The 24,765-nt window shown below is 60.0% G+C and carries 24 protein-coding genes; 13 read left to right on the forward strand and 11 right to left on the reverse strand.

From position 1 onward, the window contains the following. Positions 1-89 precede the first annotated feature (89 nt). Complete coding sequence (locus LAO20_00695; protein ID MBZ5529921.1) at positions 90-377, reverse strand: antibiotic biosynthesis monooxygenase; 288 nt, start codon at positions 375-377, stop codon at positions 90-92. Next, a complete protein-coding gene (locus tag LAO20_00700; protein ID MBZ5529922.1) occupies positions 374-1,729 on the reverse strand; it encodes an adenylosuccinate synthase in 1,356 nt (451 codons plus the stop codon). Before LAO20_00700 ends, LAO20_00695 begins: the two co-directional genes overlap by 4 nt. A gap of 175 nt (positions 1,730-1,904) precedes the next feature. On the opposite strand from LAO20_00700, the gene LAO20_00705 reads away from it, so the two are divergent. After that, positions 1,905-2,903: a histone deacetylase gene (locus LAO20_00705; GenBank protein ID MBZ5529923.1), complete on the forward strand. Its 999-nt coding sequence runs from the start codon at positions 1,905-1,907 to the stop codon at positions 2,901-2,903. A gap of 16 nt (positions 2,904-2,919) precedes the next feature. Here the strand turns inward: LAO20_00705 and hcp are convergent, their stop codons facing one another. From hcp to LAO20_00725, 4 genes are all read right to left on the reverse strand, one after another. Then, positions 2,920-3,534, reverse strand: a complete 615-nt coding sequence (hcp, locus tag LAO20_00710; GenBank protein ID MBZ5529924.1) for a type VI secretion system tube protein Hcp — start codon at positions 3,532-3,534, stop codon at positions 2,920-2,922. A 99-nt stretch (positions 3,535-3,633) separates the two neighbouring features. Beyond that, positions 3,634-3,945 (reverse strand): hypothetical protein, encoded by a 312-nt coding sequence (locus LAO20_00715; GenBank protein ID MBZ5529925.1) that lies wholly within the window; start codon positions 3,943-3,945, stop codon positions 3,634-3,636. A gap of 159 nt (positions 3,946-4,104) precedes the next feature. Continuing rightward, positions 4,105-5,352 (reverse strand): MFS transporter, encoded by a 1,248-nt coding sequence (locus tag LAO20_00720; GenBank protein MBZ5529926.1) that lies wholly within the window; start codon positions 5,350-5,352, stop codon positions 4,105-4,107. Between the two features lie 29 nt (positions 5,353-5,381). Beyond that, entirely contained in the window at positions 5,382-5,771 is a 390-nt protein-coding gene (locus LAO20_00725) for a hypothetical protein (protein ID MBZ5529927.1), read from the reverse strand. Between the two features lie 116 nt (positions 5,772-5,887). Here LAO20_00725 and LAO20_00730 point away from each other — a divergent pair, with 116 nt between their 5' ends. The 8 genes from LAO20_00730 to LAO20_00765 all read left to right on the forward strand — a co-directional run bounded on the left by LAO20_00730 (position 5,888) and on the right by LAO20_00765 (position 14,168). Then, positions 5,888-6,598: a TetR/AcrR family transcriptional regulator gene (locus tag LAO20_00730; GenBank protein ID MBZ5529928.1), complete on the forward strand. Its 711-nt coding sequence runs from the start codon at positions 5,888-5,890 to the stop codon at positions 6,596-6,598. A 26-nt stretch (positions 6,599-6,624) separates the two neighbouring features. Then, positions 6,625-7,983: a signal recognition particle protein gene (gene ffh, locus LAO20_00735; protein ID MBZ5529929.1), complete on the forward strand. Its 1,359-nt coding sequence runs from the start codon at positions 6,625-6,627 to the stop codon at positions 7,981-7,983. Positions 7,984-8,457: 474 nt separating this feature from the next. Beyond that, positions 8,458-9,075, forward strand: coding sequence for a transcriptional repressor LexA (lexA, locus tag LAO20_00740; GenBank protein MBZ5529930.1), 618 nt, complete (start codon positions 8,458-8,460; stop codon positions 9,073-9,075). A 261-nt stretch (positions 9,076-9,336) separates the two neighbouring features. After that, positions 9,337-9,987 carry an NADPH-dependent F420 reductase gene (locus LAO20_00745; protein MBZ5529931.1) on the forward strand — a complete coding sequence of 217 codons (651 nt, stop codon included), beginning with the start codon at positions 9,337-9,339 and terminating at the stop codon, positions 9,985-9,987. A 188-nt stretch (positions 9,988-10,175) separates the two neighbouring features. Continuing rightward, entirely contained in the window at positions 10,176-12,017 is a 1,842-nt protein-coding gene (gene cadA, locus LAO20_00750; GenBank protein MBZ5529932.1) for a cadmium-translocating P-type ATPase, read from the forward strand. Between the two features lie 242 nt (positions 12,018-12,259). Beyond that, positions 12,260-12,508: a hypothetical protein gene (locus LAO20_00755; protein ID MBZ5529933.1), complete on the forward strand. Its 249-nt coding sequence runs from the start codon at positions 12,260-12,262 to the stop codon at positions 12,506-12,508. Between the two features lie 384 nt (positions 12,509-12,892). After that, positions 12,893-13,588 carry a class II aldolase/adducin family protein gene (locus LAO20_00760; protein ID MBZ5529934.1) on the forward strand — a complete coding sequence of 232 codons (696 nt, stop codon included), beginning with the start codon at positions 12,893-12,895 and terminating at the stop codon, positions 13,586-13,588. A 241-nt stretch (positions 13,589-13,829) separates the two neighbouring features. Next, positions 13,830-14,168 carry a hypothetical protein gene (locus LAO20_00765; protein ID MBZ5529935.1) on the forward strand — a complete coding sequence of 113 codons (339 nt, stop codon included), beginning with the start codon at positions 13,830-13,832 and terminating at the stop codon, positions 14,166-14,168. A 53-nt stretch (positions 14,169-14,221) separates the two neighbouring features. Here LAO20_00765 and LAO20_00770 read toward each other — a convergent pair whose 3' ends face one another. Both LAO20_00770 and LAO20_00775 read right to left on the reverse strand, forming a co-directional pair. Further along, positions 14,222-14,455 carry a ribonuclease E inhibitor RraB gene (locus LAO20_00770; protein MBZ5529936.1) on the reverse strand — a complete coding sequence of 78 codons (234 nt, stop codon included), beginning with the start codon at positions 14,453-14,455 and terminating at the stop codon, positions 14,222-14,224. Next, entirely contained in the window at positions 14,436-15,671 is a 1,236-nt protein-coding gene (locus LAO20_00775; protein MBZ5529937.1) for an amidohydrolase family protein, read from the reverse strand. The genes LAO20_00770 and LAO20_00775 overlap by 20 nt, the downstream gene beginning before the upstream one ends. A gap of 298 nt (positions 15,672-15,969) precedes the next feature. Between LAO20_00775 and LAO20_00780 the strand changes: the two genes are divergently transcribed. Together LAO20_00780 and LAO20_00785 are read left to right on the forward strand one after the other, a co-directional pair. Then, positions 15,970-16,890 (forward strand): hypothetical protein, encoded by a 921-nt coding sequence (locus LAO20_00780; protein MBZ5529938.1) that lies wholly within the window; start codon positions 15,970-15,972, stop codon positions 16,888-16,890. Positions 16,891-16,902: 12 nt separating this feature from the next. Next, complete coding sequence (locus LAO20_00785) at positions 16,903-17,499, forward strand: hypothetical protein (GenBank protein ID MBZ5529939.1); 597 nt, start codon at positions 16,903-16,905, stop codon at positions 17,497-17,499. 79 nt (positions 17,500-17,578) lie between these two features. On the opposite strand, the gene LAO20_00790 is transcribed toward LAO20_00785, so the two are convergent. Next, on the reverse strand, positions 17,579-18,490 hold the full coding sequence (locus LAO20_00790) for a Kdo hydroxylase family protein (protein MBZ5529940.1): 912 nt from the start codon (positions 18,488-18,490) through the stop codon (positions 17,579-17,581). 233 nt (positions 18,491-18,723) lie between these two features. On the opposite strand from LAO20_00790, the gene LAO20_00795 reads away from it, so the two are divergent. Continuing rightward, the gene (locus tag LAO20_00795) at positions 18,724-19,428 is read left to right on the forward strand and encodes an RNA polymerase sigma factor (protein ID MBZ5529941.1); all 705 of its coding nucleotides are present in this window, start codon (positions 18,724-18,726) and stop codon (positions 19,426-19,428) included. 140 nt (positions 19,429-19,568) lie between these two features. Then, a complete protein-coding gene (locus LAO20_00800) occupies positions 19,569-21,551 on the forward strand; it encodes a DUF3857 and transglutaminase domain-containing protein (protein MBZ5529942.1) in 1,983 nt (660 codons plus the stop codon). A 20-nt stretch (positions 21,552-21,571) separates the two neighbouring features. Here LAO20_00800 and LAO20_00805 read toward each other — a convergent pair whose 3' ends face one another. Together LAO20_00805 and LAO20_00810 are read right to left on the reverse strand one after the other, a co-directional pair. Further along, positions 21,572-22,645: a tetratricopeptide repeat protein gene (locus LAO20_00805; GenBank protein ID MBZ5529943.1), complete on the reverse strand. Its 1,074-nt coding sequence runs from the start codon at positions 22,643-22,645 to the stop codon at positions 21,572-21,574. An 82-nt stretch (positions 22,646-22,727) separates the two neighbouring features. Beyond that, positions 22,728-24,764, reverse strand: a complete 2,037-nt coding sequence (locus tag LAO20_00810) for a GWxTD domain-containing protein (protein MBZ5529944.1) — start codon at positions 24,762-24,764, stop codon at positions 22,728-22,730. Position 24,765 lies beyond the last annotated feature (1 nt).

The following is a 24,765-nucleotide window of genomic DNA, read 5'->3' on the forward strand; positions in this document are numbered from 1 at the left end:
TATCAGCGTCTAGCGGTCCCGGCGTGCCGGGATTGCGGGCCTTTAGGCAGACGTTCATCGCGCAAGCGATGAATCTCGATCATTCTGCTCTACTCGATCGCCGTGTACAACTCGCGCGTGCGATCTTCCATGATCGGGTCCAGGCCGCCGTTCACATATTGCTTGAAGTAAGGCGCGTTGCGGTGCGCGTCCAGCGCGGCTTGGTCTTTGTACTGCTCGTAGAAAAGAAATTTGCGCGGGTCGGCCATGGACTGGTGGCCCACATACATCACGCAGCCGGGCTCCTGGCGCGAATGCTCCTGCAGGATGCGGATATACTCTTTGCACTTCTCTTCCGTGCCCGGCTTCACCAGCATGTCCACTTTCAGGATGATCATTTCACCCTCGCGGCTTTGCCTTGCGATGCAGCGGCTTGCGGTTTGGCCGCTTCCAGTTCAGCGGCAAACTCCGGCATGACCATGGTCTGGTCGCGGTCCGGGCCGGTGGACACCATGCCGATCTTGGCGCCGCTCTCTTTTTCCAGGAAGCGCAAATACTCCTGCGCCTTTTTGGGCAGCTTCTCAAAACTGGTGATGCCTTCCGTGGACGTGCTCCAACCCGGCATCTTTTCGTAAATGGCTTCCACGGTTTCAAATCCCGTGGCCAGCGCGGGGACAGCGTCCGTTTTCTTGCCGTTGATTTTGTAGCCGACGCACACCGGGATTTCCGCCAGTTGGTCCAGCACGTCCATTTTGGTGATGACCCACCAGTTCACGCCGTTGATCATCTGCGCGTAGCGCAGCAGCGGCAGGTCAATCCATCCGCAGCGCCGGGGACGTCCGGTGACCGCTCCATATTCGTTGCCGCGTGCGCGAAGCTGGTCAGCCACTGCGCCGTCCACTTCGCTGGGGAACGGTCCGCCGCCTACGCGGGTGCAATATGCCTTGGTCACGCCGACGACGTTTTGAATCGCGTTGGGCGGAACGCCGGTACCGGTGACCGCGCCGCCGGAGGTCGAACTGGACGAAGTCACGAAGGGATAAGTCCCGTGGTCAATATCCAGCATCGTCCCTTGCGCGCCTTCAAACATCACGGACTGGCCCTGGTCCAGCGCCTGGTTGATGAGCAGCGCCGTGTCGGTGACGAACGGCGCAATCTTTTCCGCGGCTTCCGCGTACTCGCGGTACATGCTGTCAGCGTCCAGCGGATCGGCGTTGAACAGCGCGTGGGCGATCATGTTTTTTTCCGCGCAGGCGTTTTCGATTGTGCTCTTGAGCAGGTTGGCGTCCAGCAAATCAGCCACGCGCAGGCCGCGGCGGCCCATCTTGTCTTCGTACGCCGGACCAATGCCGCGCGACGTGGTGCCGATCTTCACGCGTCCCGGCGCGTTTTCCGCGCCCATCTCAATCATGCGATGGTAGGGCAGAATCACGTGCGCGCGGTTAGAGACGAACAGGTTGCCGTCCACCTGCACGCCGGCCTGGCGCAGCATGGCCACTTCTTTCAGGAAGGCCAAAGGGTCCAGCACCACGCCGTTGCCAATCACTGAGCGGCAGCCCTGGCGCAGCACGCCGCAAGGCACCAGTTGCAGCACAAATTTTTTGCCCTGGATGATGACCGTGTGGCCGGCATTGTGTCCGCCGGCGTAGCGGGCCACCACGGAAAAACTATGCGAGAGGACGTCTACGATCTTGCCTTTGCCTTCGTCACCCCATTGGGCGCCGATAATCACCGCCGTCTTGCCGCGCATCACTTGGATTGCACACTCCTCGCCCGTGTGGTTTTTACAGATTGAAAAATAGTTTCCGGAAAACCCTGGACGGGAAAGATTGGTATTACTTATGGATTTTAACAAAGAAATCCGCGGCGTACCATGCTGGCGATCATTTGCGGCCACGCCCCGCCCGCGTTAGTCTGATGGAGCCATGCTCCCCTTCAAACTGGTCTACAGTGACGACTATTACCTGCCCATCGGGGCCCACGTGTTCCCGGCGGAAAAGTACCGGCTTATCCATCGCCACTTATTGGAAACGGGTATCGCTGAAGCGGCAGACTTCGTGAAGCCGCAGCCTGCCTGCGATGAAGACATCCTGCTGGTGCATACCCGGGAGTACGTGCAGAAGCTGAAGACCGGAACTCTCTCCGCCATGGAAGAGCTGCAGATGGAAGTCCCCTATTCGCCGGAACTGGTGAAGGCCTTCTGGCTGGCGGCCGGCGGTTCGATTCTTGCGGCAGACCTGGCGCTGCGCAGCGGGATCGCGTTCAACATCGGCGGCGGATTCCATCACGCGTTCCCTGATCATGGCGAAGGATTCTGCGTGGTGCATGACGTGGCCGTGGCCATCAAGCGTATGCATCAGGAAGGAAAAATTACGCGGGCCATGACCGTGGACCTTGACGTCCACAACGGCAACGGCACGGCCGCGATTTTTCCTCCCAAAAAGAAGCCGGGCAATCTGCCCAGCGCCGGCGGGCTTCGCCATGATCTGCGGCGCAGCAACAGCGATCTGGACATGCTGGGCGCGAGCGACGGCGAACTGGAGGTCTTCACCATCTCGTTGCACCAGGCGCACAACTATCCGGCGTACAAGCCTCCGTCTTCCATTGACGTTCATCTTCCTGACGCCACCAACGACGAAGAATACATTGGCTGGCTGGACCAGGCGCTTAGCTCCGCGTTCCGTAACTTTGAGCCGGAGTTGCTGTGCTTTATTGCCGGCGCTGACCCTTATAAAGAAGACCAGCTCGGCGGCCTGGCGATGACCATCGAAGGCCTGAAGAAGCGCGACGAACTGGTCATGAAAGTGGCCAAGACGCGCGGCGTCCCGGTGATGGTGACCTTTGCCGGCGGCTACGCGCGCAAAGTGGAAGACACGGTGACCATCCACTGCAACACGGTGGTGGCGGCGCGGGAACTGTACTGAGCTTCACCCGCAAGCGCTAGCGGGTGCTCCAGTCGTCCATGGCCGTGGTCTTGCCGTCATTGTTGGTCACTTCAATTTTCTGGAAGGTAAATGAAACGTCTTCCAGCGGGTGAGGGTTCGGCGGCTCACCCGCGTCGGGGAAACCGATGTATTCCTTGAACGCCGAGATTGTGGGGTTGGTCAGCGTCACCGTCTGGAAAACGTATTCCATCCCTTGCGCGTTGGTCCGCAAGAATTCGAATTCCACCGAAGGCAGAAGTTCGTTGGTAGCAGCAGCACTCATGATCTGCGGTGAGGCGGCGCCCCAGTCCTTGGTCACCACGATGGGCGAGTACTGTCTTCGTCCGCTGGCCACACCAGTCGCGTTGTCTCTGGGCGCGGTGAGCGAGAGCAGGAACTGCGAGCACGGAATCCATTTCTCCTGCCCGCGCCCCGTGCTTTGCCCTTTGAATTGGCCTTGTTTCGTTCCGCGAATCGCCATCCGGCACTGCGTGGGGCCTCCGGCCTGTACAAGCATGGGTGAAGGCGCGGTGGCGGGAGGACGCGCGGGTTGGGATTGAGCGACTTCGATGCCAGCGGCGACCAGCATTACAAATACGGCAAGAATGATGGTGGAGCGTTTGAACTTCACGTGAGTGCCTCCTGGTTCCCGGAACATAAAGAGGATGGCTGACGTGAGGAATTGTACACCGGTGGTTTGGGCCGACGCGGCTCCTGAACAGACCAAGGGCTAGCGCCGGTCTTTGTCCTTGTCTCTATCCCGGTTCTTGCCTTTGTCGCGATCCTGGTCGCTGTGGCTGTGCCGCCAATCCCAGTAACGCCGCTGGTCATCCTGATCGCGGTCTTTGATGTCGCGATGGGGCAGCCGGACTTCCACTTCCCACTGACGGTAATAGCGGTCTTCATCCGAGTTCCAGCGATGGTAGTCGTTGTGCGCGCGGTCATGAATGCGGTATCCCCACGTGCAACCGGTGGTCATCACGGGAGCAGCCAAGGCGGCGGTCAATAACAACGCAGAAAAATACTGGTAAGGTCGGCTCATCAGGCAGGCCCTCCTTGGCTCTAATGCTACTCCTATTTTCGTTGCCGCTTCTCAGTCGCAAGTTGCCAACAAAATGTCTTCCGGGAAGGACGGCCTGCACCCGCATGCTGTCTGCTTGCTTGATGAAAAACTGTGCAGTCATTCTGCAGGGATGGCCGGCTACGCAATCTCCCGCACCGGCTTCTGCAGCGCGCCGAACGCAGAAACCACGACCATCGCCAGCCCGGCGATGATGAACATCCATTTGGCGCTCCAGCCGACCGCGGCGCCGGCCACCGCCATGGACAGCGGAGCCAGGCCGAGATTGAACACCATGACCACGCTGATCACGCGACCAAGGACTGCGCGTTCCACCCGCTGCTGGAACCAGGATTGAAACTGCACGTTGATGAAGCCGCTGAAGCAGCCCATGACTGCCAGCAGAGCGGCCACCGGCCAAAGCCCGGGGAGCAATCCCATGCAGGCCGTGAAGAGGCCAAGCACGGAAGTGATGGCTACCAGCAAGAGCCCGCGGCGTTTGGATTTGAGCACGCCGGCCAGAAGCATCCCGATGAGCATTCCCGCCGCTACGCTCGATATCCAAAGGCCGAAAGAAGCAGGCGAGCCGAATCGGGCCTTGGCCATGTACGCCAGCCCCACGTTCATGGGACCGGCCAGGCAGAAATTCAGGACCGCGGTGAGCAGCATGAGCGAACGCAGCGCCGCGTCGCTGGTCACGTATTTCAGGCCTTCGCCAATGGAACTCCACACGCTGGGCTTGGCGCCCGCCGCGGGCTGGTTCTGCAGAGGATCAGGCAGCTTCCACAAAGCGCCGATGATGAACAGAAAGCTGACTGCATCGAGGAAGAAGGCCCACGCTGCGCCCAGCGTTTTCATGATCAGTCCCGCTGGGGCTGGCCCGGCGATGGAAGTCACCAACGCGCTGCTCTGCCACACGGAGTTGGCGGCGGGCAGTTGTTGCGGCTTGACCAGCGAGCGCAGCATCGCGCCGGAAGACGGCAGGGCAAACGCGTCAGCCACGCCAAACGCCAGGGCCAGCAAATAGAGGTGCCAGAGGAGCAAGCTGTGCTGCCAGAGCAGGAGTGCGATGGCGGCGACGAACAGCGTCCTCGCCGAAGCGGTGGCCATGAGAACTTTGCGCGGCGACGTGCGGTCAGTCACTGCGCCGCCCAGCAGCATCAGCACGGCGCGCGGGATTCCCGCGGCCATGGCGACGGTGCCCATCGCCAACCCCGAGCCGGTCAGCTGCAACACCACCCAGGGCAGGGCCACGACGTAGAACTGGTCGCCGAGCAGAGAGATGCTCGCGCCTAGCCACCACATGACAAAGTTGCGCTCGCGCAACGGGTGCGGCGGCTTTGCTTGAACCTTAGGCGCGTCGGGTGCGGGAATGGCGGCTGCTGCCATGGGAAAGTCCTTTCTGGTGAACGGTTCGATTAGCGGATGACGAATCCGATAAATTTGCGGTCCCATACGAAACGCAGTCTGCGTTTTTCGCCGGAGCTTGCGGCCGGAACACGCTGCTGCGCTGGCAGTGCGCGCTCGGCTTCTCGCGCCTTCCCCGCAGAACTCAACTCCGGCGGAACGCTGCTGTTCTGAGCAAACGTGGACGAATGCGCCTGACGCAGCCATTCCGCCAGGCTGGCCCAGGGGCGCTCAGCTTCGGCTTGTTTAGGGGCTTCTCTTGGCGACAGATTAGGCGCCTGACTCTGGTTTTCGTTAAGCGGAGGCTGCCCCCATCCCCAGAAGCGGGCGCCAGTGCGAGTACGCAGGTACAGCCCTGCGTAGAATTTGCTTTCTTTCGTCTGCGGAACGGCTGTGCTCATGACCATCCTCGCCCGCCGTGGTATTATGTAAACGTGAATTTACATTTACATATTCCCTTTTGTCAAGCGTTTTCTCGCGCTGACGCCGTCCGCGCAAGGCTGATATAAAGGAGCCGATGCCCAAGGCAAAAAAGACACTGGAACCGCAGCAGGCCCGCAGCCGCGAGTCGCTGCGCAAGTTGATGAAGGCCGCCGCCGAAGTGCTGGGCCAGCACGGCGTGGAGGGGACCACCATCCCGCGTATCGCCCAGCATGCCGGGCTCACACCGGGCTCGGTCTACCGGCGGTTCCACGACAAAGAAGCGCTGCTGGAGGCGGCGATCCTGGGAATTCTGGAACGCCAGGAAGAAAGAACACGCACCGGCATGACGCCGGAAGCTGTCCGGCAGATTCCTCTGCCAGTGTTTGCTGAACAGATGATCAACGGCATGGTCCTGGGCTATCGCATGAATGCTCCCCTGTTGCGCGCTCTGCGGCAGTTTGTCCAAGGCCGATGCAAAACGCCGTTCTGGAAAAAGGCCACCAAGCTGGAAGTCCGCTCCTTTGAACGAGTGGTGGATTTATTCATGTCCCACCGCGACGCAATCAAACACCCTGATCCTCGCGCGGCCATCTCCATGGGCTTGATGATGGTCATCAGCACGCTGTTTGAAATTGTGGTAATGCCCACAGATATTGGTCCGCTGAAAAGTTTTTTGCCCAAAGACGATCTGGCCCTCCGGCGCGAACTCACCCGGATGTTTCTGACCTATCTGGGCGTGAGCGCTGGCGTCGCTGAACCCGCTGGTACAATGGATAGCAAGCGCGCCCCGCAAACCAATATCTGATCCGCGCGGACCTTCATTGACTAGCTATGTTTGAGAACCTTCAAGAAAAGATGCAGCGAGCGTTCAAGAACCTGCGCGGGCAGGGCACGCTCACTCCGGAAAACATCCAGGAAGCGCTGAAAGAAATCCGGCTGGCGCTGCTGGAAGCCGACGTCAACTTCAAAGTGGTCAAGCAGTTCATTGACACCGTGGCGGAAAAGGCCGTGGGCCAGCAGGTGCTGACGGCGCTCTCTCCGGCGCAACAGGTGATCAAGATCGTCCACGACGAACTGGTCGCCATGCTGGGCAAAGACACATCCAAGCTGAAGTTTTCTTCGCAGCCGCCCACGGTCATCCTGATGGCCGGACTGCAAGGTTCGGGCAAAACCACCACATCCGGCAAGCTGGCGGCATGGCTGAAGAAAGGCGGGCATCGCCCCATGCTGGTGTCCGTGGACGTGTACCGTCCCGCGGCGCGCCAGCAGTTGAAAGTTGTGGCCGAGGCCATCAAGGCCCACCTCTACGAAGGCAAGGTTGAGCATGCCGACACGCCCACGGTGGAGCGCCTGGCCAAGGAAGCCCGCAAAGAAGCCGCCAACTCGGGCTGCAATTTCCTGATCGTGGACACCGCCGGCCGCCTGCATATAGATGACGACCTGATGGCGGAAATGCAGTCGCTCAAAAAGCTGCTGAACCCGCAGGAAATCTTGTTCGTGGCCGACGCCATGACCGGACAGGACGCCGTGAACTCCGCCGAAGAATTCCATAAGAAGCTGGCCATCACCGGCGTGATTCTGACCAAGATGGATGGCGATGCACGCGGCGGCGCCGCGCTTTCCATCCGCCAGGTGACCGGGCAGCCGATTAAGTTCATCGGCGTGGGCGAAAAGTACGACGCGCTGGAGCCGTTCCATCCCGACCGCATCGTCGGCCGCATTCTGGGCATGGGCGACGTGATGACGCTCATCGAAAAGGCCCAAGAACACGTGGACCAGAAAAAGGCCACGGAGTTCGCGTCCAAGGCGCTTTCCGGAGGCGGCTTTTCCCTGGAAGACTTCCGCGACCAGTTGCGCCAGGTGAAGAAAATGGGATCGCTGGCCAGCGTGATCAAGATGCTGCCCAGTGTGGGCCCGTTTGCCGGCATGCAAAAAGCCGCTGACCACGTGGACGACAAACAGCTCACCCACGTGGAAGCCATCATCAATTCCATGACCAGCCATGAGCGGCTGAATCATGAGGTGATCAACGGCAGCCGGCGCAAGCGCATCGCCCGCGGCTCCGGCACCAGCGTGCAGGAAGTGAACCAGGTGCTGCGGCAATACGCCCAGATGCGCAAAATGTTCAAGGACATGGGCAAGGCCAGCTTTGGCAGAAAGCTGGCGGGGATGAAGTTTCCAGGAATGTAGGGTTTGCTTTTGTCCCGAGCGTTCGTACTTGAGGGTCGCATGACCCGAAACCCTGAGCGAAGCCGAAGGGGAGGGAACTCTATCGGTTTCGCGGGTCGCTGTAAAGCTTTCACCACGGAGACACGGAGGCACGGAGAAAAGCAGAGCGGGAATTGGGATCTGTGTTTCATGGATTCCGCCCATATCCTCTTTCGCGAACTCCCATCGTCGTAATCGCAAACCCCGCTTCAACAGATGTTTGCTTGGTTGTCGTAAAAACAACGGTTCGTCCGTTCGCTCCTCATTCTTTTTTTCTCCGTGTCTCCGTGCCTCCGTGGTGAACAAGCCCTGATGCGAAGCGAGTCTTGCTTCCTCCGTGTCTCCGTGTCTCCGTGGTGAAGGAAATCCCCGAACCAAACCAGTAAATCCTTCTTTTTTCCTTCGTTTTGCACAATTATCTTGACAGTTCGTATTTTGTTCGTAAATAATTCGCTTATGGCTATTACTAAACGGCAACGTCAGGTTTACGACTTCCTGCAGACCTTCATGCAGACCAACGGATACTCGCCATCGTTTGAAGAGATTGGCGAAGGGCTGGGCTTGAGTTCCCTGGCCACGGTGCACAAGCACATCACCAATCTGGAGAAAAAAGGGCTGCTCAAGCGCGAGTACAACCGCAGCCGCTCCATTGATGTTCTTCCGGTGCGCGGCTTGTTCAAGCGGACCGTACAAAAACCGGAGACGGCACTGCCCCTGATGGGGCGCATCGCCGCCGGCCAGCCGATTGAGGCGGTGGAAAACCCGGAAACCATCTCGCTGGGCGATATTACCCGCTCCAAAGATGTGTTTGTCCTCCAGGTCAAAGGCGAGAGCATGAAGGACGAACACATTGTGGATGGCGATTACGTTCTGGTGGAGAAAGCCAACACGGTGCGCGACGGAGAAATCGCAGTCGCCCTGGTGGATGGCACTGACGCCACGCTCAAGCGCCTCTTCCGCGAAGGCCAGACCATCCGGCTGCAGCCATCCAACACCGCCATGAAACCCATCATGGTGCCCGCCAAGTCCGTGCAGGTGCAAGGCCGGGTGATTGGCGTGCTGAGAAAGTATTAGAGATTCCGCGCGGACGGGCGGCGAGCCTGTCCGCGTTTTTTCCACGTTCGCCGGGCTCTCCGCGCAACCGGCAGACCGATCTGACTGTTGTCGCGCACCGGCTCTTCCCTGCTTCGCAAAATCCCTTCGATATAATTCCCTACAGTAATAAGCAACCAGCGCCGCGAGGCCGGCCCGTGCGCCGAGTGGCGCCCAACAAGTGCGGAAGTACGCATGAGTGGACCAAGTTCGTGAGCGGTTTGGAGCGCAGCGACATAAATAATGAAGATTGGCATCATAGGTTCCGGACGAATCGGCGCCACCGCCGCGCGGCTGTTTGTCGGCGCCGGGCACGAAGTGGCCATCAGCAACTCGCGCGGCCCGGATTCGCTGCGCGAGCTGATCGCGGAACTTGCTCCGCGCGCGCATGCCATGACCACCAACGACGCCGCCCGCTTCGGCGACGTTGTTCTGCTGGCCGTCCCCTGGCACGTTGAAACCGCTCTGCCGGCCAAAGAGATTCTTCGCGGCAAGATTGTGATGGATGCTATGAATCCTTACCGGCCGGAGGGCGGGTTCTTTGATCTGAAAGGTTCCACCTCCAGTGAAATCGTTTTGCAGCGCATGCCCGGCGCGCGCATGGTCAAGACCTTCAACACCATTTACTACGAACATCTGGCCACGCGCGGACGCAAAGACCTGCCGGTGGAAGATCGCCACGCCATCTACTTGGCCGGCGACGATCGCGATGCCAAACAAGTTGTAGCGCGTCTGATTGAAGAAATCGGATTCGCGCCGGTGGATACCGGTTCCCTGCGCGAAGGCGGCCGACTCCAGGAGCCGGACTCTCCTATCTACAACCAGACGTTCACGGCGCGCGAGGCCCGCGAGTTTCTGGCCCGCCACGCGCAACCGGGCCCAACACGCGGATAAAGCGCCGCGCTTGCCATCGGCGAAAACCAGCGTATGTGCAGGTGATGCCCGTCACGGCAGGCGCCAACTGCTCCATCTAAACTAAACTTGGGTTTTTGTTGAAAATCTTTGCTGCGAAAACCCAACCAGCCATGGCTGAATCATCTGTTGCAGAACGCACTGCTCTACCGCAACCCGAACTTCCGCGCATGGAGTGGTCACGCGACAGCGTAATTGCACTGGCCGTTCTCCTTCTGATTTCCACGTATCTTGTGCTGCGCTTCGCGCTGGGCTGGACGTCCAGCGCCTGGCCCACGCTCGCGCCGCTGCTCATCGCTCTGGCGCTGGGTCTTCCGTTGCTCTGGGAGCTGCTGCGCCGCCTGGCGCATTTTGAATTTGGTTCGGACTTGATCGCCGGCGTCTCCATTGTCAGCGCGGTTCTGATGCAGGAATACCTGGTGGCCTGCGTGGTCATTCTGATGCTTTCCGGCGGGCAGGCGTTGGAAGCCTACGCGATGCGGCGAGCGTCGTCGGTACTGGGTGCGCTGGCGCGTCGCATGCCGACCATCGCCCACATCGTGGACGGAAGCAGTTTCAGGGACGTGGCCGTGGCGGAGATTCGTCCCGGCGATCCGCTGCTGGTGTTGCCGCACGAGATCTGCCCAGTGGACGGCGAAGTCCTGGAGGGCTACAGCCGCATGGACGAATCGTTTCTCACGGGCGAGCCGTTTGAGATGTCCAAAGCCCCGGGCGCGGGAGTGATCTCCGGCGCGGTCAACGGTGAAGCCGTGCTGAAAGTTCGCGCCACCCGCTTGCCGGAAGATTCGCGCTACGCCCGCATTCTGCGGGTGGTGAAGGAAAGCGAACAGCATCAGCCGCGCATTCGCCGCATCGGCGACCGGCTGGGCGCCTGGTACACGCCGCTGGCGCTGGCCATTGCCGGACTCGGCTGGGCGCTGAGCGGAAATCCACAGCGCTTCCTGGCCGTGGCGGTAATCGCCACGCCGTGCCCGCTTCTGCTGGCCATTCCCATTGCCATCCTGGGCGGGATTTCTCTGGCGGCGCGGCGGGGCATCGTGGTCAAGAACGCGGCCATGCTGGAGCAGATTGCCGCTTGCCGCGTGTTCATCTTCGATAAAACCGGCACGCTCACCTACGGGCGTCCGGCGCTGACGGAAGTGCGCTGCGCGCCAGGGTACCGCGAAGATGAAATCCTTTCGCTGGCCGCCAGCCTGGAGAATTATTCGCGCCATCCTCTGGCCAAAGGCATCCTGGCCGTGGCCGAGGCCCGCAAGATCGTGACTGCCCCGCCGGAAAACGTAACCGAAACTCCTGGTGATGGATTGCGCGGCACGGTGGAGAGGCATAAGGTCCACATCACCGGCAGGAGAAAAGCGGAGGCGATTTATGGCGCGCTGCCCGCCTTGCCTCCGGCGGAGAGCGGACTGGAGTGCATCGTCCTGATAGACGGGAAATTTGCGGCGTTGCTGCGCTTTCAGGACGAGCCGCGGCAGGAGAGTTCGCCGTTTATCGGGCACCTGCTGCCCAAGCACGGCGCGGAGAAAATCGTCCTGCTTTCCGGCGACAAGGAAAGTGAAGTCCGCCACATGGCCGAACTGGTGGGCATTAGAGAGATTCATTCCGGGCAAAGCCCTGAGGAAAAACTCGCGTTCGTCAAGGAAGCGACGGCGCACAGGAAGACGTTGTTCGTGGGCGATGGCATCAATGACGCGCCGGCCATGATGGCGGCCACCGTCGGCGTGGCGCTGGGCGGCACCAGTGACGCCATCTCCGAGTCGGCGGACGCGGTGGTGCTGGATTCTTCGCTGCGCAAGATTGATGAACTCATCCACATCGGTGAGCGGATGACACGGATTTCCCTGCAGAGCGCGGTCGGGGGCATCCTGCTGAGCGCCATCGGCATGGCGGCGGCGGCCCTGGGACATCTTTCTCCGCTCAACGGCGCCATCGCCCAGGAGGTCATTGATCTGGCCGCGGTGTTGAACGCGTTGCGAGTCACCGTCCGCCAGCGCGACCTCGCGGACTTTTGAACTGCGCGCCGTGCGGCCGTCGGCGAAACGCGAATTCGGTGGAGCAAGCGCCCGGTGACGACGATGGTCAAACGTTCTTCTTCCTGTCAATCATGGTGCTTGACATCTGGCACTCGGGACTTTTTTCCTAAGTTTTCCCAGTCTTAAAGAGATAAGCCTTGCCGCTTTGGGGCTCAACGCCCCGCCATTTTGCGCCGCAAATCCCTTTTCTACCCTGTAGAAATCGGATACTATGTGGGGCAATGGCCCCCGGACTCAAAAGCGCTTTTCTGCTGTTGGTGATCTACGGCATCCTGTACTTGCTGATCTTCCCGTTGCCGGAGATTGGCGCCAACTGCCTGGGAAAGGCCGCGGTGGACCATTTCATTGTTGTCACACCCGCTTTATTCGGACTGCTCTTACCCGTTGTCTCCTTATTCGTAGTGCCTTCGGTTCTGGGATACGGCTCCGCGCACGATGTTCTCGATAAGCTCTGCGTGCGGCTCTGCTAGCGCGGTTTGTAAGGGCATCGAGGTTGCCGCCCACGGCTTGGCGCAGCGGAACTCAACTGGCGAGTCTTTCGGTAAAAAGACCACAAAAATGAAGACCACAGCGGCAGGTCATAAGTTCCTGGCCGATGCGCAGCGCAGGCCGCCCTTGGAGCTGTTTTTGGGGGGCGTTGGTCCCCCGCGAAGTGATCGCAGGCGCGACTCGCAGGCAGCCGAAGGCGCCAACCCGGCCAAAGCCGCTATCGCACATGCGCTTGAGTGGCTGCCGGAAACAGAAGCACAGTGCACGCAAAAACTTAGGAAGCTCCCCGGCAACGCCCAGCCATCGGGAAGTGAAAGGTGTGGCAGGTCATGAGCTATATAAGAAAGATTCTTGAGGCCGGCACGATGGTCCCCTTCGTGAGCACGGTGCTGCCTTTTGTAAAAAGAACGTTGAGCGCCGAGAGCCAGTTGCGGCTGGACCTGGTCCAGTACGGGCGGATGCTGCACCAGCAAGGCTTCGTCGCCGCCACGGACGGCAACTTGTCCGTCCGCATGGACCGCGACCGCGTCCTGGTCACGCCCACCGCTTGCAGCAAAGGCATGATGCAGTCCGACGATATGGTCATCGTCAACCTTGACGGCAAAAAGCTGAGCGGCACGTGCAACCCGTCCAGCGAAATCGCCATGCACCTCACCATTTACAAGATGCGGCCGGACGTGGGCGCCGTGGTGCACGCTCACCCCTGTACGGCCACCGCGTTTGCGTCCGCGGGCATTGCCCTGGACCAGCCGCTGTGCTCGGAGATTGTCATCACCCTGGGCGCGGTGCCGCTGGCGCCTTACGCCACCACCGGAAGCCGCGAGTTGAGCGAATCACTGCGGCCGTTTATTCCGCGGCATGACGCCATCCTGATGGCCAACCACGGCGTGGTCACTTACGGTGAAGACCTGCGCCAGGCGTACATGCGAATGGAGTCGGTGGAGCACTACGCCAAGATCGTCCTGGCAGCGCGACAGCTCGGCTGTGCCCAAACTCTCCCCATCCGCGAACTGGAAAAGCTGAATGAGGTACGGTCGAGGTACGTGAAGAACGGGCACTAGGGGATAGCGCAACTTTCTCTTCGCCGACGGCTCGCGATACCCTGTGACAACGGTAGTCCTCGGCTGCCGTGTTTCCTTTGCGACCTTTGCGTCCTCTGCGGTGACCGGGGTTTGGCTTTTCAATCACCCCGATTTTGCCAATTCCGGCGATTTTGGCAATCTCACCTCCCCGGAACCCGCAGCGAGCACACACACAAATCCCGCACCATAATTTCGCCTCCGCTAGTACAATTAGGCCACCATGTCTAACTATTCGAGCCGGGAGGCGGCACAGTTGCTGGGCATCAGTCCGTCGGCGTTGGCCCAGTTTGTCAGAAGCGGGAAGGTTAGCGGGCCGAAGTTTGTCATCCCCGGCAAGCGCAACACCCACCTGTGGACCGAGGAACAGATCGCGCGCCTGCGCAAACGCATGCCTCGCCTGGTAAAAGGCACCAGGATCGGCAAGAAGTACAAGCTGGCCAAGAAGCCCATGACCAAGATGGTCTTCAAGAAACGCGGGCGGAAAAAGAAAGTCAGAAGTCGCGCCGAGAGAGCGGCGGCAGCAAGACCGGCGCGAAAAGTCAGGCGCAAGAAGAAATGAGCGGCGCGCGCTGTGTTGCGCGACCTACTACTGCGCGACCTGAAGCGCGGAACTTAGTTCAGGTAGTCCCCGCTGTCCATGGGGCGCTCCCAGCCATCATAGACCCCGCTGAACTTCTCCGCGAAGGCGGTGAGTTCGTACCAGATGGGTTCCATATCTTCGTCGCCGCGCGCGGGTTGGGTGGCCAGAGCAAGCCAGTCGTCGCCGCACGCGCCTGGCCTCACGTGTGTTGGCCATCCCCTGGCGAGCAAATGCTCGGCTGCCTTTTCAACGGCCCGCAGCTTCATTCTTGTAGACCTTGCCGCCCTTCATCACAAACACCACGCGCCGCACGGCGGTGATGTCCTTGAGCGGATCGCCGTCCAGGGCGATGATGTCCGCTTGCAGTCCCGGGCCGATGGCGCCGATTTCGCCTTGCAGGTTGAGTGACTCCGCGGCGCGCGCGTTGGCGGCCACCAGAGCGTCCATCGCGTCCTGTCCGGCTTGCACGCGATAAATGAATTCTTCCGCGTTGCGGCCATGCGCTCCGGCCACGGCGTCGGTGCCAAAGACGATCTTCAGGTTCTTGGTGGCCAGCGCGTGCTTGAACATCTCCGCGATCGCCGGCAACACTTCCTGCATCTTGGCAAAACCTTCTTCGGTGTAGCTGCCGATGCCGATGTACCTGGCTCGGTTGTCCAGGTAGTTGTGGATCACCAGACCGACCTGCGGATCAAAGAACGTGCCGTGTGCGGCCATGGCGTCCAGGTCTTCCTGCGTGGCGTACGTGCCGTGTTCCACCTGGGTGCAACCGGCGATGGCCGCGGCCCGCACCGCCGCGCGGTACGCATGGACCACGCTGCGCAAGCCCTGGGCTTTGGCTTCGCCGCACGCGGCTTGCAGTTGCTCGTCAGACAGCGTTTGCCCGCCGCCCTGGCGGATGCTGCGCGAAGCGAAGATCTTGATCACGTCCGCGCCGTCCGCCTTGAGTTTGCGCACCGTCTGGCGAATCTGATCGGGAGTCAGTGCGGCGTCTTCAATCGGCTCCAGCGACGTCAGCACTCGCGGGCCCGGCAGCGCGCCGCGAGTGATGGCCTCGCGCAGGTCTTTGTCCTCCGGCGAGCCGACGCTCTGTATGGTGGTGAAACCGGCCATGAGCGTGGCGTACGCGTTTGCGGCTTCGGCCAGCGTCGCCTGCGGAACCGTTTCAGTCTTGTCTTCAAAGCGGCCGTTCGGACCAAAGTGCCAGATCACGTGGTCGTGGACGTCAATCCATCCCGGCATCACCGTCAGCCGGGTGAAGTCGTAGGTTGCAGCCGCTTGGCCTCGCCCGTCGCTCTTGCCCACGCTGACTATCTTTCCGCCCTGCACCACAATACGGACGTTGTGTTGCGCGTGCCCGCGACCATCCAGCAGCGTCCCGGCGTGAATAGTAATGACGCCCGGCGCTTCCTGCGCCGGCAGCGCAAACGGAAAGACGTGTGGAAGAACCACAACGGCGGCGACAACCAGGAGTCTTCTGATTCGCATGAAACTTTTGTACATGGCCAGGTGAGGGATTGTATCGAATATCCGCCGGATGGGTATTATCACCACGACTGAACGTGTGAAACACCCAAGAGACATCCTTAATTATCAATACCTTGCGATGCCAAGCCCTTTGGCATGGGCCGTGCACTTATCTCCAGCAAATCTGGCCAAAAAGGGTCCTTCCGGTTGCGTAAGCCGTTGCACCCCTCACCCTCAGCGGGCGCTTACGCGGATGATCAGCAACGAATGATCGAACAAGGCATTTGCCACCAAATCAAGGACCGGGAGAAATATGAGATTTGTATCTTATAAAACGCTGGGCGTTGTCGCGCTGATGTTCGCGTTCACTGCCGCTTATGCGCAGAATGCGCAGAGCACCCCAAGTACGCAGAGCGTCCAAAATGTACAGAACCAGAAACCGAATTCGCTGGCGATCGACACCCAAAAAGGCTTTACTGAAGTTGAAACATTTCAGGGCACCATCAACACCGACGTCCGGCTGTTCAAGATTGATACCACGCTGGGCTGGGACTTCAACAAACACTTTGGCGTGTTCGCAGGTCTGCCGCTGTACTTTGCTGACGCTGCCGCCGCCACCACCGGCACCACCAGCACCACCAACCGGGGCATGGGCAACGTTTACGCCGGAATGGCTTTCCGGGCGAAGACTCCGGCACTGAACTATGCGGGCGTGCTCACCGTCTCCGCTCCTACCGGCAGCACGGCCAATGGCTTCAGCACCGGCCGGGCGGGCGTGGACTTCACCAACCATTTCGCGCACTCGTTTCACAAATTCACGCCTTTCCTGGAAGGCGGGGTGAGCAACACGGTACCCGATTCCACTCTCCTGGCCCAGCCGTTTACCTCGCTGGGGGCCATCACGCACTGGGAGGAAGGCGCGGATTATCGCATCATCAAGCGCACTTACCTGGGCGCTTCCGGCTACCAGATTGTTCCTTTCGGCAGCCAGACGATTTTCAGCAAGATCAACGGCAAAGGCAAAGGCGGCAATGCTTTTGACAATGCCCCCCAGACCACCGGCAACGGTATCACTCGGGAAAACGGGTTCAACGCCTGGGTTGCGTTTGAGCCCTCGCCGATGTGGCGTGCGGAAGTCGGATTCACCCGCAGCATCACGTTTAACTTGAACAGCTTTGCTTTCAACCTGCGCTTCAACGTGGGACGAATGCTGCGTTCAAGAAGAAGTTCCTAAGGGAGGTAACAAATGAAGACTCGAATGTTTTTGACTCTGGTGGCAATGGCGTGCTTTGCGGCATTGCCGGCGTTCGCCCAGCACGGTGGCGGACACGGCGGCGGCTCTGGCAGCGGCCACGGCGGTGACAGCCACAGCGCTGACAGCGGACACGGCGATTCGCACTCCGACTCATCACACGGCGGGTCCGCATCTGCCGACGACCACGGACACGGCCATCATGGCGGGCATGGCAGCATATCCGCCAAGCTGGCGCGCGATCCGGCGCTGGCCGCCAAGCTCCAGGCCCTGTTGCCTCCTGGGACTGATCTCAACGCAGCCGCCCAGGGCTTCAAGAACCTGGGCCAGTTCGTGGCGGCGCTGCATGTTTCCCAGAACTTGGGAATTCCCTTTGACCAGCTAAAAGCCAAACTGACCGGACCCGGCGCAGAAAGCCTGGGCAAAGCGATTCAGGACCTGAAGCCCGGAGTGGACGCGAAGGCCGCAGTCAAGCTGGCCGACAAAGAAGCCAAAGCGGACCTCCACGACGCGAAGGAAACGCGTGAGGCCAACGACAACGATCACGACGCCAACGACGACCACGGCGTTGATTCCAGAAAGACACCTTGATCCACTGAACCATTTGCTCGCTCCTTCCAACTGAAAAGGCGGCCCTTGTGGGCCGCCTTCTTTTTTCCCAGAAGCTTTCTTAGCTGGCCATCTTTTGGCGCGTGACGCCTTCCAGCACACGCACGGGCGACGCTGCCGGATTCACCAGCGCATCGGGGGGAACAATGAACGTCTGCTCCAGGGCGTACTGCCCGGACATCACGGCGTGGGGAACACCGTCGGTATAAACCATCCAGCAGCAGCCGGGCGGGAAGCTCAGCTCAAGCTTCGGCGACTTCTCCTGGAAGTCGGCGTTCTCTTTGAGCCAGTCGTGCAGGTAGAGCATGTATTCGTCATAGCGCGAACGGTCAGGCACCGGCAGGCCCATGCGCGACGCCACTCGCGCAAAGGCCCGCGCGAAACTGCTGCGCTGCGGAGGCTCAATCTTTTGGGTCTGCATCATCCGCGGCACAAAATCATGGAACGGCTGGCCCACGTTCCAAACGCGCGCCACCGCCGGGTTGATGTTGACGAACACCCGCAGGATGCGTCCCCCGTGCGTGGGCCGGGTGGGGAAGGCGTCCACGTGCAGAAGGTCATTGCGTTTGTGCAGAGGCAGATCTCGCCCCTGTTCTTCCAGCGGACGAAAGCTGGCAAAGTCCAGCTTGAGTTTGCCCGCGTACGGCCCCAGAAACTTGGACACAAAGCGCGTGAGATCGGCGGAGAACTGCCGCAGCACGCTTTGCAGCCGCTCCCGGTCTTCTGCCCCGGCGGACATCCCCTTGAGAATGTCCTTGCCCGGACGATACGAAATGTTCTTGTGGAATCGCGACCCGGTCTGCTTCTGCGACAGCAGAAACTTGCGGTCGTCTTCGGGAAAATCGAACGGCACTTCAGAGAAGAGAATGACTTTGCCACGTTCGAGTTGGTCGCAATACCAGCGTGCCTGCTCCCCGGAGTATGCTTTCACTTCAATAATGGCTGAATTCGAACCTGGACCTGTGGCCGGCATAATCGACAATCATAAACCCTTTTTAATCCTCAGCAGGTTAAGCTTTGCCACGCGACAGGTGTTCAGATTGGTGCCCTGGAAGAAGCGCCTTCAGAAGTTGCGAACCCCTTAAGTTATTGTAAACAAACGTGCTGTGATCCTGAGATTGCCACCAACAGCGCCCTAAAATCGTGTAACTTCCGCCCGTATCCGCTACTCTATAGCTGTGCAGGCAGGAGGATCCCCAAATGGCGATGATTGCGGCGCTCCAACCCGATACGCAGAGTGAAATGCAAGACGAAGAGGTGGTGAGCCGCGTGCTGGCTGGAGAAACCGCGCTGTTTGAGATCCTGATGCGGCGTTACAACCAGCGTCTTTACCGTGTATCGCGGATCATCCTGCGCAATGATGGAGAGGCGGAAGACGTAATGCAGGACGCGTATGTCCGCGCCTATACGCATCTGGACCAATTTGCCGGCAAGGCCGCGTTCTCCACCTGGCTCACTCGGATCGCGATTCATGAAGCGCTGGCGCGCAAGCGGCGCAGCGGACGTTACCAGGAGCTTGACGCCCTGCCGAACAACGGAGATTCCATGCCCATGCTGAAATCCTCAGATCCCACTCCGGAAGACTCCACGGCCCGCACCGAAACGCGGCGCTTGTTGGAAGAAGCCATCGAGCACTTGCCGGAGGCTTATCGCACCGTCGTCGTACTGCGTGAAGTGGAAGAGATGAGCGTGACGGAGACCGCGGACAGCATGGGCGTAACCGAAGCCGTGGTCAAGACGCGCCTGCATCGCGCCCACGCCATGCTGCGCAAAGAACTGTATAGTCGCGCCAAAGGCCGCAGTGCCGACCTTTACCAGTTCCACGCGGTGCGCTGCGATCGCGTAGTCAAGGCCGTGTTCGAGCGGATCAAAGCTTCCGTTCCACCGCGCGATTCTCAGCCCGTAAACTAAGCTGAGCGAAACTGCCCTCGCACGAAACTTACCTGGAACTACAGGGCCATCCTCCATGCCCTATTGCCGCAAACTATCCAGCTGAGGTATAAAAACCTACCCAGACCTTCACACCATCATGACCAAGATGAGGTTTGACCATGCCCCGTGCCCTGCGTTTGCCGGCAATCTTGCTAGCCGTTGCTTTGTTCAACCCTCGCTCATTGTCCGCACTGGACGATTGGCCTGCCATCCAGCAAGAAGAGCTGAAGATGACCGCCAATCCCGCGCACCCTACGGATGCCATCATCCTTAATCACGAAGAAACCTTTGACGACAATCGCAGGCACCAAATCGTTTACATGCGGATTAAGATCTTCACGGAAAAGGGCCGCGAGTGGGGCGACGTCGAGATCCCTTATCTAGGTACAACATTCCATCTCACTGACGTCAAGGGTCGCACCATCGCTCCGGACGGCAGCATCACGCCTTACACCGGCAAAGTATTCGACAAAACCATCGTCAGAGGACAGGGCGTGAAGTTGCAGGCCAAGGCTTTTGCGCTGCCCAACGTCCAACCCGGCTGCATTGTTGAATTCAAGTACACCGAGTACTGGGACGCCGGCGTCTATGCTCCCCGTTGGATTGTGCAGGAAAAGCTTCCGCAAAAGCGGGCCCTGTTCACTTTTATCCCTTACAGTGGCAGCCGTGATGTTGTTGATAAGCGTGGCAACACCGGGCGGGTTTTCTTTACCACGGTCGGCCTTCCTTCCGGCGCGGCCATCAAGTCGATCAATGACCGGCAACTGCAACTGGAACTGAAGGACATTCCCGCTTTCGAAGAGGAAGAACTCGCGCCTCCGTCCGCCATGCTCAAGTGGCGGGTGAACTTCTACTATGGCACGGACAAGATGGCCAAGCCGGCCGAGTTCTGGAAAGAAGAGGGAAAGTACTGGACCAAGGAGGTGGAAAAGTTCACCGGTCACTCCACCGCTGTCGCCGCCGCGGCCAACCAACTGGTGAGTCCGTCAGACACGCCCGATCAAAAGCTGCGCAAAATCTATGCCGGCGTCCAGAAAATGAAGAACCTTTCGTATGAAGATGCCACCCGCCGTGAGGAAGGTCTGGAGCGCTTGAGGACCGAGAAGCGAACACAGGAACAGATCACCGCCGAAGATGTTCTGAAGAACAACGAAGGCAAGCGCGACGAACTCACGCGCCTGTTCGTGGCCATGGTTCGCTCCGTCAACTTGCCGGCGTACGTGGCCCGGGTGACCTCGCGCGACGAAACTTTTTTCCAGCAGAACCTTCCCGATTGGCGCCAGTTGGATTCTGAAGTCGCAGTGGTGCAGGGACCGGACGGCAAAGAATTGTTTCTTGACCCGGGCACACCCGCTTGCCCGTTTGGATTGCTGGACTGGCGACACACCGCTGTCCAGGGCGTCCGCCAGACTGCCGATGGCGGCACCGAGTTCGCAACTACGCCGCCGCCCGACTACACCAAAACCCTTACCTTGCGCACCGCCGCACTCACCCTGACCAGCAACGGCGATGCCTCAGGAATTGCCAACCTGTCATGGACGGGACAAGAGGCATTGGCCCGCCGCATCAGGGCCGCCAGGACCGATGAAGCCGGACGCAAGAAAGAACTGGAAGATGAATTGCGCGCGCTTCTGCCCAATGGCGCCGAAGTGCAAATGGAATCGAGCACTGGCTGGGACTCCCCGGAAACGGCCCTCACCGCAAAATTCAAAGTACAGGTCCCGGCGCTTGCGGGCGTCACCGGTAAACGCCTGATCGTTCCTTCAGGAGTATTTGAATCCAAAAAGCATTCCACCTTCACGCACGCTGACCGCAAAGCCGCCGTGTATCTGAGCTATCCCTACCGCGTCGTTGACGACGTGCAAATCTCTCTGCCCCCGGATTACAAGGTGGAGGACCTGCCCCGGACCCAACCCATTCAGACGGACTTCGCCATATTCAAGTTCGAGCGGACGTCCACCGGCAATTCGATTCACTTCCGCCGCGACTTCGCGATCGCCAACATGGCTTTTCCCGTGCAGGCCTATCCCGAATTGAGAACTCTATTCGGTGGAGTGAGCGCCGGCGACTCCCAGCAGGTGGTGCTGACCGCGGCAAAATAAGCTTGCACCATGCTCAGCGGCTATTTGCCCGCGTCTTCCGCCAGCACTTTTTCCAACTGCTGCACCATTTCTTTCGCCTGCGGGGCAAGATCGCCTTCCGGAGCCAGGCGGAGGTACGCGCGGAATTCGTTGAGCGCGCTTTCCGCGTCTTCGGCTTGCACGTAGATGTTGCCCATCAGCGCGTGCGGACCGGCGTAGTCGGGATTGATGGCGATGGCCTGTTGCGCGTGCGGCTGGGCGGCTTGCCATTTGCCCAGCGAACACAGCGCCCGCGCCAGCTCATAATGCGCTTCCGCCGACTCTGGTTTGAGTTTCAGGCTTTCTTCCAGCGCCTTCTGCGCGGCGGGATAATCGTGCTGCTCATTCAAACTTGATCCCAGACCCAGAAACGCCTGGGCGTTGCCCGGCTCAACTTTGATGGCCTCTTCGAAGGCCAGTTGCGCGCTGTCCCAGCGACGCAACTGCGTGTACGCCAGCCCCATCAGCACGTACCCAGGGCCGTACCAGGGATCCAGCTTCACCGCTTTCTTGAACTCGGCAAGGCTGGCGTCAGGATCGTGTTTGCGAAACAGCAGTTCCTGCGCGCGGTCCAGCGCTTCCTGGGCCGCCGGACTGCGCGGACGACGGCGCGGCGCGGGATCACCGTCCACGGCCGGCGCAGTCGTCGCGGCGGAATCGCTCGCCGCCCGCGGCGCGGCCGGGGTGTTGGAGGTCCGCTGCAAGTCCAGCACCACGTCACTCCGCAGGCTCTCGGTCAAGTCAACCAGTTGCTGCCCGGACATGAATCCCTGGTAGATTGTGCTCACAGCAAACAGATCTTTCCCGCCGTTGCCTAGATTTTCCAGATGATGGAAAACAAACCTGCCGCTGACGTCGGTGGCCGTGCGCACGGACTCTTCCTGGTCGGCTTCAATCAAGTCGCGATTGAAGACAACGCGCAGTGAAACCACTACGCCCGCGGGCGCAGGACGTCCGCCCAGCCGCACCTGGCCGGTAATCTCACGAACCGGAACAGGCTGGGGAGCCGCTGCGGTTTGGCCCAGGGCGAACCCGGACCACAGCATGAAAGACAAGATCAACAACAGTTTACGCATAAGGGAGTAACAGCCTCTATTGTAGACGGGACAGGAAAGGCCTGTTAGAGGGAGAACGCGGCAAACCAGAAAACCTGCGCGCTTATTCCTTGGTGAGCGCCCGGCCCTTGGACTCCAATTGGCTGGCTTTTTCCACGTTGCCTTCGTCGCGATAGTAGCTGGCCAGGGCCAGGTACAGCGGGCCGCTGTTATCGTGTTCCTTCAACGCGCTCTCCAGGAATGAAATGGCGCGGTGGACGTCACCGGTTTTCGCCATGCTCTCCGCACCGCGCAGAACGGTCTCTTCATCGGTCTCTGAAGTCAAAGGCACGCGGCTGAACAGCGCGGCCACTTCCGCGTAATTCTGCTTGGCAAAATACAACCCTGACAAACGCGAGCGGGCGATTTCATTCGACGGGTCTTTGGCGAGAGCAGACTTGAACCAGCGCAGCGCGTTGTCTTTGTCGTCTTGCGCCAGGTAGCACAGTGCGCGGTCAAAGTCCGGCACGCCTTTGCGCACCTCGTCCGCCAGGTCAGGGTCGTGGACGTCATAGGGAGACACCGCACCCGGCACGCCCAGTACGCGGAAGTTGAGTGACGAATACACTTTCTGTGGATCGCCCGGATCGGTGACCGTAATCAGCAGGCGGTAGTTGCCTGCGCCCGCTTCCATCGGCAGCGCGATCTTCTTGCCTGTCAGCATGGAACCAAAACCGTCAAACTGCTGCTTGGCCACTTCTTCGTGCAGACTCTTGGCGTCGCCGGTCGCGCCCAGACGGCCAAACGCGTAGTCCACCGCAAGGTTTTTCCCGCTGTACGTGGCGGGATCGCCGGCCGGCGCCCACATCTGGTACAGGATGTTCACATTCTGCCCCGGAGTGTAGGTCAGCCCTTCCCCGGTGATGGGCGTAAACTTCACGCCGCCGAGGGTGAACGGCAGATAGTCTTTATTGGGGCCCACCGACTCGGCGTTGGAGAACGCCACCACATCAGAAAGCCGCACGCCTTTGCTGATCGCGCCGGGGACCGTCACTTCGCGCTCCGCGCGATACGCCGTCTTGTTCAGTTTGTTGGTGAGCAGAAAATCAATCTTGTACTTCCCCGGCGCCAGGGCCAGCCAGCCCTCGTATCCGAAAAGGCTTTTTTTAAGGCGGTCCAGTTCCACCGGGTCAAGGTACTGGGCAACATCTTTTTCCTGTTTGAAAATCAGCTTGCCGTCTTGCCCGTAAACCCGCGCCGCGAAAGAAACGCTGTAGAACACCTTGTTGTCCGCCTGCTGCACCGCGAAATCGGATGGCCGGTGCAACCGCAACAGGTAATGCAGGTTCATGTTGCCCGCGGCGTCGCGCAGCGCAACGGTGATTACGTCCAGGAATTCCTCATTGAGTATGATGCGGTGCGTGACCCGCTCGGCCAGCCGTCTCTGCTCCAGTTCCGCCTTGGTCAGCGGATGGTTGGCCAGGTTCTTGATGATGCTGAGCATCACGTCCGATTCCAGGCTGGTGGTGGCGTTTTGCAGGTCCACGGGCCCGTCCGGCAGCAGCGTGAGAGTGGTACGGGCCACTTCGCGGCCCAGGGCGCGGTCAATCGCCTGCAGCGAGTGCACGTTGTCGTTCACCGTCATGACCGACGTAGTCAGCTTGCTGGGGCCGTCCATGTACGGGCTGTAAAGCCGCATGGTGCCGCTGTTGTCGCGGTCAAAAAAAATCACGGAGAAATACGGTGGCAGCGCGGGGTTGGTGTTCTGGTAGAACCATATCTCCATGGGCCGGACTTCAGAACGGCCGGTGTACCGGGCCCGTTGTTTGGGCTCACCCAGGGTGATGTAGACCTGCCCCATGGCGCTGTGGACGCCGTCCAAGTACTGCTTGGCGTATTCGATCCGCCGGTAGATTTCTTCCTTGTAAGGATTGGCGGGAGCGCCGGGCACCAGGTTGCGGAGGTCCCAGAACTGCTCGATGAATTTGTCGCGGGCTTCGTCATTGGGAAGCTGGACAAAGACGTTCCGCTCTTCACGGGTGATGATGTAGTTGACTTCATCCGCCAGCCACGCGCGGTAGCGCGGCGGCAAATCTTTTGCAGAGTCTATTGCCGGCAGCACCGAACTGCAAAGACCGGCAACCAGAAACAGTAGGAACACT

This window comes from Terriglobia bacterium (assembly GCA_020072815.1).
In the GTDB taxonomy this organism is placed as follows: domain Bacteria; phylum Acidobacteriota; class Terriglobia; order Terriglobales; family Acidobacteriaceae; genus Angelobacter.

Coding starts and splice junctions, on each gene's coding strand:
- LAO20_00695 (MBZ5529921.1), bottom strand. CDS start 377: ATGATCATCCTGAAAGTGGACATGCTGGTGAAGCCGGGCACGGAAGAG.
- LAO20_00700 (MBZ5529922.1), bottom strand. CDS start 1,729: ATGCGCGGCAAGACGGCGGTGATTATCGGCGCCCAATGGGGTGACGAA.
- LAO20_00705 (MBZ5529923.1), top strand. CDS start 1,905: ATGCTCCCCTTCAAACTGGTCTACAGTGACGACTATTACCTGCCCATC.
- LAO20_00715 (MBZ5529925.1), bottom strand. CDS start 3,945: ATGAGCCGACCTTACCAGTATTTTTCTGCGTTGTTATTGACCGCCGCC.
- LAO20_00720 (MBZ5529926.1), bottom strand. CDS start 5,352: ATGGCAGCAGCCGCCATTCCCGCACCCGACGCGCCTAAGGTTCAAGCA.
- LAO20_00725 (MBZ5529927.1), bottom strand. CDS start 5,771: ATGAGCACAGCCGTTCCGCAGACGAAAGAAAGCAAATTCTACGCAGGG.
- LAO20_00730 (MBZ5529928.1), top strand. CDS start 5,888: ATGCCCAAGGCAAAAAAGACACTGGAACCGCAGCAGGCCCGCAGCCGC.
- ffh (MBZ5529929.1), top strand. CDS start 6,625: ATGTTTGAGAACCTTCAAGAAAAGATGCAGCGAGCGTTCAAGAACCTG.
- lexA (MBZ5529930.1), top strand. CDS start 8,458: ATGGCTATTACTAAACGGCAACGTCAGGTTTACGACTTCCTGCAGACC.
- LAO20_00745 (MBZ5529931.1), top strand. CDS start 9,337: ATGAAGATTGGCATCATAGGTTCCGGACGAATCGGCGCCACCGCCGCG.
- cadA (MBZ5529932.1), top strand. CDS start 10,176: ATGGAGTGGTCACGCGACAGCGTAATTGCACTGGCCGTTCTCCTTCTG.
- LAO20_00755 (MBZ5529933.1), top strand. CDS start 12,260: ATGGCCCCCGGACTCAAAAGCGCTTTTCTGCTGTTGGTGATCTACGGC.
- LAO20_00760 (MBZ5529934.1), top strand. CDS start 12,893: ATGGTCCCCTTCGTGAGCACGGTGCTGCCTTTTGTAAAAAGAACGTTG.
- LAO20_00765 (MBZ5529935.1), top strand. CDS start 13,830: ATGTCTAACTATTCGAGCCGGGAGGCGGCACAGTTGCTGGGCATCAGT.
- LAO20_00770 (MBZ5529936.1), bottom strand. CDS start 14,455: ATGAAGCTGCGGGCCGTTGAAAAGGCAGCCGAGCATTTGCTCGCCAGG.
- LAO20_00780 (MBZ5529938.1), top strand. CDS start 15,970: ATGAGATTTGTATCTTATAAAACGCTGGGCGTTGTCGCGCTGATGTTC.
- LAO20_00785 (MBZ5529939.1), top strand. CDS start 16,903: ATGAAGACTCGAATGTTTTTGACTCTGGTGGCAATGGCGTGCTTTGCG.
- LAO20_00790 (MBZ5529940.1), bottom strand. CDS start 18,490: ATGCCGGCCACAGGTCCAGGTTCGAATTCAGCCATTATTGAAGTGAAA.
- LAO20_00795 (MBZ5529941.1), top strand. CDS start 18,724: ATGATTGCGGCGCTCCAACCCGATACGCAGAGTGAAATGCAAGACGAA.
- LAO20_00800 (MBZ5529942.1), top strand. CDS start 19,569: ATGCCCCGTGCCCTGCGTTTGCCGGCAATCTTGCTAGCCGTTGCTTTG.
- LAO20_00805 (MBZ5529943.1), bottom strand. CDS start 22,645: ATGCGTAAACTGTTGTTGATCTTGTCTTTCATGCTGTGGTCCGGGTTC.